The sequence below is a fragment of the Lacunimicrobium album genome (assembly GCF_052161635.1).
In the GTDB taxonomy this organism is placed as follows: Bacteria; Planctomycetota; Planctomycetia; order Planctomycetales; family Planctomycetaceae; genus SXPC01.
In genome coordinates, this window is sequence record NZ_CP197413.1 from 4,604,816 (window position 1) to 4,617,101 (window position 12,286).

The 12,286-nt window shown below is 55.6% G+C and carries 11 protein-coding genes; 6 read left to right on the forward strand and 5 right to left on the reverse strand.

Annotated elements, in window-relative coordinates; genetic code table 11:
• Positions 1–71: 71 nt before the first annotated feature.
• Positions 72–1,124: a galactose-1-phosphate uridylyltransferase gene (locus tag SH248x_RS18505; RefSeq protein ID WP_459555796.1), complete on the reverse strand. Its 1,053-nt coding sequence runs from the start codon at positions 1,122–1,124 to the stop codon at positions 72–74.
• Positions 1,125–1,217: 93 nt separating this feature from the next.
• Entirely contained in the window at positions 1,218–2,774 is a 1,557-nt protein-coding gene (gene glgA / locus SH248x_RS18510; RefSeq protein ID WP_459555797.1) for a glycogen synthase, read from the reverse strand.
• A gap of 708 nt (positions 2,775–3,482) precedes the next feature.
• Between glgA and SH248x_RS18515 the strand changes: the two genes are divergently transcribed.
• Together SH248x_RS18515 and SH248x_RS18520 are read left to right on the forward strand one after the other, a co-directional pair.
• On the forward strand, positions 3,483–4,109 hold the full coding sequence (locus tag SH248x_RS18515; protein ID WP_459555798.1) for a hypothetical protein: 627 nt from the start codon (positions 3,483–3,485) through the stop codon (positions 4,107–4,109).
• 88 nt (positions 4,110–4,197) lie between these two features.
• Positions 4,198–4,872 (forward strand): hypothetical protein, encoded by a 675-nt coding sequence (locus tag SH248x_RS18520; RefSeq protein WP_459555799.1) that lies wholly within the window; start codon positions 4,198–4,200, stop codon positions 4,870–4,872.
• A gap of 244 nt (positions 4,873–5,116) precedes the next feature.
• Here SH248x_RS18520 and SH248x_RS18525 read toward each other — a convergent pair whose 3' ends face one another.
• Positions 5,117–6,526, reverse strand: a complete 1,410-nt coding sequence (locus SH248x_RS18525) for a SpoIID/LytB domain-containing protein (protein ID WP_459555800.1) — start codon at positions 6,524–6,526, stop codon at positions 5,117–5,119.
• 92 nt (positions 6,527–6,618) lie between these two features.
• On the opposite strand from SH248x_RS18525, the gene SH248x_RS18530 reads away from it, so the two are divergent.
• Entirely contained in the window at positions 6,619–7,458 is an 840-nt protein-coding gene (locus SH248x_RS18530) for an ABC transporter permease (RefSeq protein WP_459555801.1), read from the forward strand.
• Positions 7,459–7,791: 333 nt separating this feature from the next.
• Here SH248x_RS18530 and SH248x_RS18535 read toward each other — a convergent pair whose 3' ends face one another.
• Positions 7,792–8,439 carry an SIS domain-containing protein gene (locus tag SH248x_RS18535; protein WP_459555802.1) on the reverse strand — a complete coding sequence of 216 codons (648 nt, stop codon included), beginning with the start codon at positions 8,437–8,439 and terminating at the stop codon, positions 7,792–7,794.
• Positions 8,440–8,827: 388 nt separating this feature from the next.
• On the opposite strand from SH248x_RS18535, the gene SH248x_RS18540 reads away from it, so the two are divergent.
• The 3 genes from SH248x_RS18540 to SH248x_RS18550 all read left to right on the forward strand — a co-directional run bounded on the left by SH248x_RS18540 (position 8,828) and on the right by SH248x_RS18550 (position 11,586).
• Positions 8,828–10,657 carry a hypothetical protein gene (locus SH248x_RS18540; RefSeq protein WP_459555803.1) on the forward strand — a complete coding sequence of 610 codons (1,830 nt, stop codon included), beginning with the start codon at positions 8,828–8,830 and terminating at the stop codon, positions 10,655–10,657.
• Positions 10,658–10,873: 216 nt separating this feature from the next.
• The gene (locus SH248x_RS18545) at positions 10,874–11,173 is read left to right on the forward strand and encodes a hypothetical protein (protein ID WP_459555805.1); all 300 of its coding nucleotides are present in this window, start codon (positions 10,874–10,876) and stop codon (positions 11,171–11,173) included.
• A 242-nt stretch (positions 11,174–11,415) separates the two neighbouring features.
• Entirely contained in the window at positions 11,416–11,586 is a 171-nt protein-coding gene (locus tag SH248x_RS18550) for a hypothetical protein (RefSeq protein ID WP_459555806.1), read from the forward strand.
• Positions 11,587–11,873: 287 nt separating this feature from the next.
• Here SH248x_RS18550 and SH248x_RS18555 read toward each other — a convergent pair whose 3' ends face one another.
• On the reverse strand, positions 11,874–12,227 hold the full coding sequence (locus tag SH248x_RS18555) for a DUF2185 domain-containing protein (protein ID WP_459555807.1): 354 nt from the start codon (positions 12,225–12,227) through the stop codon (positions 11,874–11,876).
• Positions 12,228–12,286: the final 59 nt, after the last annotated feature.

Genomic DNA, 12,286 nt, shown 5'->3' on the forward strand with positions numbered 1-12,286 from the left:
CGTAGGGTCCGCTTTGCGGACCATCAATCGACGTTCAAGAGCAAGAACGTCGACCGTCTGCTTAGCTCCGTTCAACGCGTGTTCGTAGAATCGACTCGATTGACGGTCCGCACAGCGGACCCTACTCGCAATGCGCTCGCCGCCTGCTCCGGCATGACGGTATTCAAATGGCAGCCAAACCCACATTCAAGCCCCGCCAGTCCGTTCACTCGCGGATAGAGTTCCAGATGCCAGTGGTAATGAGGCACCTCCTCGAGACCGAGCGGTGCCGTATGGAGCGCAAGGTTGTAAGGAACGCCCGGAACGATGCTCATGAGAGAATTGAGAACGCCATGAACCTGACGAGCGAGTTCTTCAATCTCCTCGATCGTCGCGTTTAAGTACGAGGCATTTCGCCGCGTCGGAACAAACCACGTTTCATAGGCATACCGACTCGCGTAAGGGCACAGCGATACCAAGTCGACCGAATGATCAACGATCCTCGAGTCCTTTTGATTTGACAACTCGGCATCGAGCAGCGATTCAAACCAGTTCCGCCCCTTCGATGCACCTTCGACCTGCCAGTAGCGGAGCGTCGCATCGAACTCGGCCTGCAAGAATGGTGGCACAAACTCCAGCCCCATCAACTGCGAATGAACGTGCGGCAATGAGGCCCCCGCTGCGACTCCTTCATTCTTAAAGTACGCCAGTGAGCGCAATCGCGAATCCCTCTTCATCGCGATCATCCGCTGCTGCACAGAGACAAACACATCCGCGATCTCCAGCATGCTCAATCGCGAAAACATCGATTCACCTCGCGGCGTCTCAATGATCACTTCGTGATAGCCATAAGCAGCGGACTCCTGCTGGAGGTCTTCGTATGCCGTTGTGGAAACCGCCGGATAACGGTTCGGCACAATACGAAGATCCCATCCCGGACGATTGGGCAGCGAGCCATCGCGTCGGATCGCGTACGATTCATCCGGCGTTTCGTGTTCGTTTCCCGGAGCGAACGGATCATCCGCAGGATCGACGCTCGGCGCAGCAACGGGCTTCGACAGCCGGATCGGTCGATCGCCTCGTGATGGCGAGAAGATGACCCAGTGGCCGGTGAGCGGGTCTTGTCGCATCACAGGTTGAGTCATAGGCGAAGTACGCGTCACTGCGGGAAGTCAGGCGGGGAAAAGAAAAGCCCTCGACATCGCGTCGAGGGCAGACTCATTGAACAAACAGCAACCTTAACGAACATCAACCGGCGTCGTCGGTGGCGTTGTGGACGGAGGATTCTCAGACACCTCGGAAGAGGCGGGCGTCGGGCGAATCTTTTCGAGGGCTCGCTGATAGACATCCACATACTGATTGGCACTGCGTTTCCAGGTCCAGTCAGTCGACATCCCGTTTTGCACAATCTTCTGCCAGGTCTGCTTGTCCTCGAAGACCCGGAGAGCTTCCTGCACCGTGAAGATGAACGCTGATCCCGTGTAATGATCGAACGAGAAGCCGTTGGCCGTCCCCGCACTCAGGGTCGAGGTCGTGACGTTGACGACGGAATCCGCCAGCCCACCGACGCGGTGCACGATCGGCACCGTGCCGTAAATCATCGAGTACATTTGATTGAGACCACATGGCTCGAATCGACTCGGCATCAGGAAGATATCCGAACCCGCTTCGATCTTGTGGGCGACCTCTTCTGAGAAGCCGATGTAAGTCGCGACCTTGTCCGGATAACGTTCAGCGAGGTCGTCGAGGAAAGTTTCGTAACGACGATCACCGGTCCCCAGGAAGACAAGCTGGATATCCATCTTCATCAGCAGTTCGCTGGTTTCGATGATGAGATCAAAACCTTTCTGATCAGTCATCCGGGAAATCATGCCGAGGATCGGAACATCATCCCGCACGGGCAGCTTCATCGTTTCCTGAAGATCCGCTTTGCAGATCGGCTTGCCTTCATCGATCGATTTGAGCGAGTAATTGGATTCGATCAGCCAGTCGGTCGCAGGATTCCAGTCCGCATGAGAGACGCCGTTCAAGATCCCCGCCAGCGACTCACGACGATTGCGCAAAACCGTTTCCAGACCGCATCCATATTCCGGCGTCTGAATTTCGCGGGCGTAGGTCGGACTGACCGTGGTGATCATGTCCGCAAACGTGATACCTGACTTGAGAAGGTTCAGTTCGCCATAGAACTCCATCTGTTTCCAGTTGAAGTACTTCCAGTCGAGTCCGGTCAACGGCATATCCCAGTGCCAGAAACGCCCCTGATAGTTGATGTTGTGAATCGTCTGAACGGAAGCCACCCCGGCAAAACGAGGATCTTTGCGCAGCTCTTCGCTGACAAGAACAGGCACCAGCCCCGTCTGCCAGTCGTTGGCGTGAATGATGTCCGGCGGGGTCGTGAATTGTCGCGCCAGCTCAACGACTGCACGACTGAAAAACACGAAGCGCTCGCAGTTGTCTTCGTAGTCCGTGCCATCCTGCAGGTACAGCTGAGGACGGTCGTAATAGTCAGGTTGATCGATCAGGACCACCGACAGCGACGTCTCCACCATCTTCGCAGACAAGAACCGCCCGGTTTGCAGACGCTTGCCAATCTTGACCGCGAACGGGTGTCCATATGGCTGAATTTTGAACCGGCCGTTGTGACCTTGAGGCATGACCTGCGGGTAATGCGGGAGAACAAGGGTCACATCATGACCGAGGTTGGCAAGCGCTTCTGAAAGACTCGTCGCCACATCCGCAAGGCCCCCGGTTTTAGCAAATGGAACCGCTTCCGAGGATGCGAGAATAATATTCATGTGACCTGCCCGATCGATCGCATTAGAGGCAAGATATTCTGTTGACTACTTTTCCGTCGACTCGCCAGCATCCCCTCTCCTTTGATTATTGGTTGGGAGGGGGAAAAGGGCGCTGAAAATTCATCAGATTTTCAGAAACGTGGATCACCTGAGTGAACTTCGTTTCACAAGGTACTTCCTCGCGACGCGCGCCAACTCACCAATCATGTCCGCGCCAGAGGGCCTCTGCAACTCGATTTCCTGAAATATCTTGAGTTTAAGTGACACGAAAGCACCTGATGGCGCACAGATTTCGAAGGACGCGAAACCTATCTGACCCATATAGATTCCTTGACCCTTGCCGTCCATCCCTGTGACATCACAGCCGAGGGAAAAAACCGACAATTGTCCGGAGACATCCATCCAACCACTCCTCGTCATTCACTCATCCCACTCTTCAGCCCGATCCTTACAAAATGTGCAAAACCCGCTGATCACGGTTCATTGATGTTCTCCCGGACCGGTCAATCGAATACTAAAACCCTCTCACCTCAATCCCTCACATCTTCTCACCTCCCGGGTGAGTCTTTTCTGACCGACTCGCGACGACACTCTCCTGTCTCGCGAAATGAATGAGCTCTCATTCATCCTCGGCCAACTCCCCCCTCGACGGCAATATCCCCCATGACAAGATCCAGGCTGCCCCTACGCCTCGGCGTGATTGCGCTGATGATACTGTCCATTCAGATGAGTGGCTGTTCGCTGTTTGTCATGGCTGGCAAATTCCTCATGGGCGACCCCGTCGCCGAGTCCCAGTTCAAGCAACGTACCGGCGTCGACCTGCGGAAAGACAAGAAGAAGGTCGTTGTCGTCTGTTCTGTCCCCGAAATGCTGCGTCAGGAAAATGCATCGATCGACCACGACCTGGTCGAATCCATCGTCCGACGTTTCCGTGTCCGCGATATCGAAACCATTCCTCCCAGAGATGTCGATCGCTGGCTTTCATCCTTAGGAGGAGTCTGGAACTCGCCTCAGGAAATCGCTCAGAAGTTTGAAGCCAACTACATCATTCACGTCGACCTCGAATCGGTCACCTACCGCGAACCCAACAGTCCCAACATGTACCGCGGAAACTGCCTGGGAAATGTGTACGTGTATGAAATCCGTGGCGAGAAGAAAGACAAGAACGCCTTTCTTGTCTTCCAGCACGAATTCACATCGACCTACCCGCAGCTCCATCCTGTCTCGGTCGATCAGTCCTCCATGCGTTCGTTCCAGGAAAAGTATATCACACGAGTCAGCGACGAACTCGCCCGTCTCTTCTACGACTACAAAATGACCGAAGAAGTCTACTAACGCGATCGCGGATTTGTTCTTCGGTTCCCTCCCCCAACCGTTCATCACGATGCACTTCACAACGAAGCCACTCGTTTCGAGGTTCCCTATGTTCCAACGATTCACACCCCCTGCATGCTGGAAACTGGCCCTGCTGGTGACAGCCATGATGATCTCGCCAGGTTGCAACTACTTCATCCCTCTGGCTTATCTGATCGGCGGTCCTCCGAGCATCGAGCCAGATTTCGACATGATGACTCATAAATCCATGACGGCCAAAGACGTGACGGTCGCGATCGTGGTTTATGCTCCTCAGGAAGTCGAGTGGAACCACCCGAAAATCGCTCACGAAGTCGCGCGATATGTGTCGTTCCGCTTCGTCTCGAACAAGATCAAGGTCATTAACCCCGATCAGGTCCGCGCCTGGCTCGATTCGCATGATCAGGACTGGGACCGCCCCGAAGAAATCGGCAAAGCCTTCGATACAACCTATGTCGTCTACATCGACCTGAGCAAGTTCTCTCTGTTCGAAGAAGGCAGCACAACCCTCTACCGCGGACGCTCTGAGTCTTACGTCACCGTCTATGAAATGGACGAAGAAGGCCACGGCGAAAGCATCTACAGCAAAGAACTCATCTCGCAGTACCCCATCCGAGCCCCTCGCTCAACATCCGAAGAAACGCTCACGACCTTCAAACGCAGCTACCTGACCCGCCTGAGCGAAGAAATCGGCTGGCTCTTCTACGAACACTACAACGGCGACGAAATCGGCCACGCCACCTAACCCGCATCTCGTCCAAAAAACGGTCGTCCGGGTTGTCCCCAACCCGGACGACAAAGCCGCTAGAAACACGCTCAGCGCAGACGTCTCGATCTCCGTCCTGAAGGGACGATTTCTGTCAGCCCAGGACAACGTCCTGGGTTTCGACATCAACGAGATCGTCCGCCCTGTAAGGGCGGTTCATCGCTGATGACACAATTGCCCCCCGCCGTATAGGCTGCCAGAACCCGACCCACTACAAACTCGCTCACTCACCCTGCTCCGGCAATCGCATCAACTCAATCTCGTCATAATAAAAATCCAGAATCTCCTCCGCCGACTTCCCCTGCTGCCCCGCGAAATTGGCTCCCCACTGACACAACCCGACACTGTGCCCGTGTCCCTCTCCTTTCAAAATAATCGCTCCGTCCCTGGCTTCGACATCCAGAAAAGAACTGCGCAACGAGAAGATGCGCTGCAGACGTTCCGCGCTGATGGATTGCCGTCGCCCCGGAGTCAGTTCAACCTCGAATGAGCCCGCCTCTCCAGACCCGCTCCGTTGAATACCCTGGAAGACCGCTCCCCAGTTTCGCTTCGGCTCAGCACGACGCAGTTCCTCCAGAAACCGCTCCTGGCTGACAGTCTCAACCCAGTGATACACGGGAGCATCTCGACAAAACGGATCCTCCTGGCGGTGATAAGCCGAGGAAAAGTCACGGTACATCTCGGGCAGACGGTTATTCGTTCCACCACAACAGGCTGAAAAGTAAGTCAGCAACACATCTCCCCGGTGGACGCAGATGATCCCTTGGGTGCTGTCTGCAATCGCACGTCCGGATTTGGTTTCCCCTGCAAACTTGCGCCCGTCCTTGCCACGATACTGATAGCCCAGATACCGCTGATGGCGCGTTGTATCGTTGACATCGCTGACCGTCTCGCGGGGAGCCGTCAGAATATGATACAGGGCATAACTTCGAGCCACGATCGCCTGCGCCTGACGCCCTCGTTGAGAAAACGTCGCCGGCATCTCGCTATCGACGACACTGGCAATGTAATCCTCCAGCCCGACGACATTGACCATCCGGATCTTCCCGTCCACCAGCAGGATTCTCAAACGGCCACGATAGCAATGCTCACCGACCCAGATCGTTCCGTCTTCCTGCGGCGTGATCTCCAATAGCGACTCCGCGCGACCAAGGGGAGCATCCAGGGGCGACTTGTTCGCGACGTCGCCGCCGTATCGGACATCAGTGGCATCCAGAAACAAGGCACCATTCTCGATTTTGGGGCTCGCATTGCTCATCGAGCGATCACGGATCGTCTCTACCCGGTCTCCCGTACTCGTGAACCGGGAAACAACGCAGCCTTTCTCGATGCTCAATGCTGAATCCAGCTTCGCCGGCGTGACATCAACCCGAATCAACCCCTTCCAATCCCTCATCCGGCTCGTCAGCCGCGGGGCTCGCTCAGGGGAGTATGCGATCGCGTTCACAGCCGGCAATGGCTCGGGTCCTGGCCGTTCGGAGGCCTTCTTGTTGATGCTCGCCTGATCACCACGTTTCGCGTCTATCATCATCGCATACCCGAGATACCCGATGATCGCCATCATGATCAGCAACACGAACCCCAGCCATGGAAATAAGCGGCTGGCAGTCTTCGGAGATTTCGGAGTCGACATGAGTTGAGAGCCAGTTGGATGCGTGGACGAAGCAGATACGATATCGTGGAGAATCTCTCAGTCTAATGACTTCCAACCGGGTAACGACAGACATGAACGCCACGACGATTCAAGGCAGCGCCGTCTATACGCTCGCCATCCGTGAACTGACCCGCTTTTTCCGACAGCGTTCCCGCCTCATCGGCGCCCTGGGACAGCCCATCGTCTTCTGGATTCTCTTCGGCACAGGCCTGCGCGGGTCCTTCGACGTCCCCTCCTGGGCCCCGGAAACCCTGACTTACCAGCAGTATTTCTTCCCCGGCGTGATCGCCCTCATTCTTCTCTTCACAGCCATCTTCGCGACGATCTCCATCATCGAGGATCGCAAAGAAGGCTTCCTTCAAGGCGTCCTCGTCTCTCCTGTCTCGCGCACCTCGATCGTCCTGGGCAAAGTCCTCGGCGGCACGATGCTCGCCATGATTCAGGTCGCGCTGTTCGTCGCGATCGCTCCTCTCCTGTGGCTCATTGGCATCGCCCCGCAGGTCCTGCCTGCCATGGACCCACTCACCGTGATCGGCCTGGTCGCGTTCATCTTCGTCTTCGGACTCGCCCTCACCTCCCTCGGCTTCCTGCTCGCATGGCCAATGGATTCAACCCAAGGTTTCCACGCAGTCATGAGCATCGTCCTGATGCCCATGTGGCTCCTCTCTGGCGCCTTTTTCCCCACCGAAGGCGCCGGCTGGCTCAAATGGGTCATGCTCGCCAATCCCATGACCTACGGCGTTGCGGGCCTGCAACGTTTGATGCTCCCCGGCCTCCCGTCCGGCTCTGCCCCCGGACTCCCCAGCATGCCCCTCTGCGTGACAGCAACCATCCTCTTCGCCATCGCCTGCCTGGCCATCTCCGTCCAACTCGCCAACCGCCAGGCCATCCGAAACTCCCGCGCCGCATAACTTTCTTGAGCGCCCTGGCTCACCGGGAGGGCGAGGCTCCGTCCGAGCCGCTGTCCCGCGTTGCATCCTCTCATCAGCAGATCGACGAACATCCCCGTGTGCTGTGTGCCACGGCTGTGCCAGCCGTGCCATCGCGCAATGCACGTCCATTCCCACCGCCGCCCCAGCCGTGGCACAAGTCCAACTCCCCGTAGGGTCCGCTGTGCGGACCATCAATCCGCTTCCATACCCAACTCAACGCAACTCACCTTCAACACGCAAATGAACACGAAAAAAGCCACGTTTCACTCTTAATTGAAACGTGGCTTTTCCTATTTTGTTGTCATCAGCAGCCTAAGCAGCCCGACGTATCGGCAACGTCTTGGCTTCGGTCTCTTCTGACCAGCGACCGACCTGATTAATACGAGCAAACATATCGTTCAGGATCCAGTGGAACACAAGCAGGTGAATACATTCCACCATCCCCATGTCGTCCAGCGGGACGTGCAGGTTATGCTCGGCTTCGTGCATCAGCTTCCCGCCGGTATAGCCCGTAATGCCCCAGGTCGTCAGCCCGTGTTCGCGAGCCCAGCTGTTGGCTTTGAGGACGTTCGCAGAATTCCCCGAACCGCTGATCGAGATCAACAGGTCTCCCGGAGAGGCGAAGTTCTTCAACTGCTCGACGAAGATCCGATCGAAGCCTTCGTCGTTTCCCCAGGCCAGGATGTAAGGGGTGTTGTCCGTCAGGCTGAGAATCTTCAGGCGCTTGCGGCTGTCATTGTTGAAGTCTTTAGGATCGAGCGTGCTCTTTCCGAAGTCCTCACAGATATGCGATGAATTCGACCCGCTCCCGCCATTGCCGCACACGAAAACGAACTTGCCGTTTTCGTACGCCTGATACAGATGTTCGCTCAACAGCAGAATCTGATCCTTACTGACGCGATCCAATTCGCTGCCGAATCGGCGGAGATAGTCGCCAGCCGAAAGCGTTGTCCCGAGCATAGTGGCATCCTTGCGTACACTTCATCGCCGCGCGTCTGGCTACTTCCTGGCCCGGCTGCGATCAAGGCAACTGTCTGGTAAAAAGGCATTGTCTGGTAATAGGAAGGCCATCATAAACGACCGGATCAACCACGTCGACACGAGTTTTTAGACCGGTTTCCCCCCTGCAAATTTTACACGCCCCGCCCCCAATCCCCTCCTTATAATGCCGCGAAAACGAATCACCCCAGGCGGAAATAACCGCCACAACCGATTCAGCCGGAAAATCCGTCAAACGCGGAATAATCGCTACAGCTTAACACTCTGGAGGTCCGATAACACGGGACAGATCATCTCTTCCACGCACCAAAACGGTCGCGTTCTCACTCGAAGACAATGAGAGTCAACCATGCGTCACGGAAAATCCCAAACGCGGAAACGCCAAACACTTGCATCCGTCATGGGCGCGATGTTCTTGTGTGCGACCGGTTCCAATGCGTTTGCACAACAGCCCTCTCCACCTGACGCGAGCTACTACGCCCAACCGAGCTACCCAGGCTACGCCGCGTCTCCTGCCAGCTTCTCCAGCGGGGAGTCGTGGATCGGTAACAGCCATGCCTCTCAGGCGGCTCAACAGGCGTCCTTCCAGCCCACGGTTCAGCCACCACCTGAACTCATGGCTCCCGGAGCAGGCATGCCTCCCGGTATGGGACCCGGCATGGGACCCGGCCCAGGCCCTCACTACAGCCAGAACCCAGACGTCCTGACACCTCCCGTCGCCGCCGGTGGTAACTTCCACCCGTACCCAGGCGTCGAGCAGTATCAGTTCGCCCAGCAACAGACCAGCTACAACAAAGGTCTGTGGTTCAACGAGAAGACCAACGCCAGCCGAACGTACAAAGGCAAGGCGGAATACATGTACTTCATCCACGACAACATGCCCGACACCCTCTTCGGGTACGACGGCGGCCGTGGAGGAATTCCCACTGTTCCCAATTCCATGCCACGCGATCAGAGTGATACCCAGCAAACGGGAGGTCTACCTGTCGCTTATGATCAAAACTTCGGCTTCCGTCCTCGCAATGTCAGTAGCCTGATTGGCGGCAACGAACGAGCTCCCGGACTGCGCATGGAATGGGGTTGGGAAGACGAAGACGGCACCGGAGTCATGCTGAATGGCTGGTGGGGCCAGCAGACTGTTGGTAGCTTCACAATGGGAACAGAACCATTTTCTACCTTCGATGATGCCAACACTGTCGAACAACTTCTCTTTCCTTTAACGTTGAGCGCTCTGAACCCAGGTATCTCGGTCAACGATGGAACCGGTCAGGCGTTTGTCATTCCGTTTGACCAGTATTTCGACTTCAAGTCCTATCAACAGGTCTATGGAGCCGGTTTCCTTGCTTCCAGCACACCCTGGTACAAGGGAGACTGGTATTCTCTCAAGCCTGTCTGGGGTCTTCGCTATATCAATCTGAAACAAGGCTTTAACTTCAACGGTTTCGACTCGGGGGCATCCTATACTTATCAAAACCGTGACGGAGTCGACCTCGCGACTTTTCAGGACTTGTACTCCTATATTATTCTTGTTCGTGCAGGGCTTGAAGATGGGACGCCGGATTCCGTGCCTCCAGGGACTCCTGTGGACGGCGAAATCATTACCGATCCAACTGATCCCGATGGGACTTTTGTTTCCGATGATGGCGATATCTTCGTTCCGACCTCTGCCTACCAGGCATCCATGAGTGCTCAGACCGATGCCTTTATGGCTGGTCCTGAACTCGGTCTCCAACTCGACCTGGGCAGCGATAACTTTGGCTTGATGTTGAAGGTCACCGGGGGCGTCGCAGTCAACTATGAGCACACCAAGCTCGATGGCTTCGGGTTCTACAACCACTTCATCACGACCTCCGGTCAGCTGATCTCGGACAGCGACCTGAACGATATCAACTCTCAGTCCGGGTTCGAAGACACTGACAACAGCACCCATGCCTCACCCTTCATGGATGCCAGCGTCAACCTGCACGCGAAGATCTTCAGCGAGATGCCCTACATCGAAGACACCATGTTACAGGATGCCAATCTGGTCCTCTCAGCTGGTTACATGGTCATCGGCAACGTGACCAGCCCTTACCAGTCAGTCAACTACACGACTTGGCCTATCAACCCCAGCATCGACATCGAACGACGCATGTGGGAACTGAAGTACATGACAGCCGGACTCGAATTCACGTACTAAAAATCGCAGATCATCTGCACACTTCAAAACCCCGTCCGAACGCTGTTCGGCCGGGGTTTTCTTCGTTGATTGACCCTGCAAACTGGTCGCTCATCAAGCAAAACATGTGAGTGAGTTCGTCCTAACCCCTGAGAACGCGCAATTTACCCAGCTTTGGCACGCTGGCTGCAAAGTAGTCCTTTCGTTACATCAGTCTAGTTTTGAAAGGACACGAAGATGAACAACATGATTCTCACCTCCATCGCAACGGCCCTCATCGGTACCTCAACCCTCTTCGCAGGGACTGAACCAGTCAAACCAGTGGCTGATCCTTCCGCCTCCGCAAGAATCAACCACACAGAAGAAGCCCGCGTTTATCGCGGTCGATATCGTCGCCCTGTCTATCGCGGCCCTGTCCGTGGCTACTGGGGCGTCCGACAAGACCTCCGCCAGCTCGACCGCGGCCTCAACCGCACGTTCCGTTACTGGGACAACCGCTTCGACCGCCTCGGCAACCGCTGGGACCGCCGCTGGTAATCGTCCCACAACCTCAGAAATCATACAACGCCTGTCTCTCCAGACAGGCGTTTTTTTACGCACCCATCAGAGCCGCGCCCGACAGGAAGCGCATTCACCTCCATTGTAAAAAGCTCCCCGTCTAAGCAGCTTTTTCAAAACCGCACCCCACCAGTCAAAACCCTGACCCCTTCCATCCTCAAACAAGATATCGTCCGTGCACATCGACCAGGCTCGATGACCATCCCCCAACGGACACCTCTATGCGCCGCATCACAAACCTGCTTCTCATCACCTGCCTGCTCGCAACCACATTCACCGAACTCGGCTGCGCACGTCGACGAGCTCGCGTCCAGAATCGTCAGCAACAGCGAGAAATCAACCAGCTCAAAAACCAGGTCGAAGAACTCAGCGCTCGACAACCCGGTGCCTGACGCGTTGCGTCGTGCTTAGAAGCGATTTGAAAATTCATGCTGAGCCATCAAAACTCCTGACGGGATTCACCACCAAGGCTCAAAGGACACAAAGGCTCACGAAGGAGTTCCGGAAATGGAATCCGTGACACTCTGATCTATGAGCAAAGCGGTATGAGAAACTTTGGCAGGTTGATTTTGTGTCGAGCTCTCAATTCGAACACTTGACTTCTCTTTGTGAAACTTTGTGTCCTTCGAGACTTTGTGGTGAAGGATTCCCAGTCTTTTCCCATTTTTCAAACAGACGCTTACTCGTCATCACCATTCGGGTCATACATGACCTCATCAAACTCATCCCCTTCCTCCGCCCGGAGAAACGCACACGGCGTTTCATACTCCAGGAAGGGAATGATCGCAGGATCATAGTTGCAAATCGCATTCAGCGTATGAAACCCATGGTTCTGCGCCAGCTGCAAATACAGATCCGACTCATCCCCCGCAAAGAACCGCCACCCCGAGTCATTTTCACTCAACGGCTCCTCCCGCTGCATGTAGCCAACAGGCTCCCCATCAACGGTAATCCGATCCGTCGCCAAACACCCCTGCGTACTCTCAATCAACGGCTTCATCTGGTCTGGCGTGAGACGATATTGCTTGTCCATGATTCCTTCTTCTCTCTGCTATTATGTTTGTTGGGATCGGGAGGGCGAACCTCCGTGTG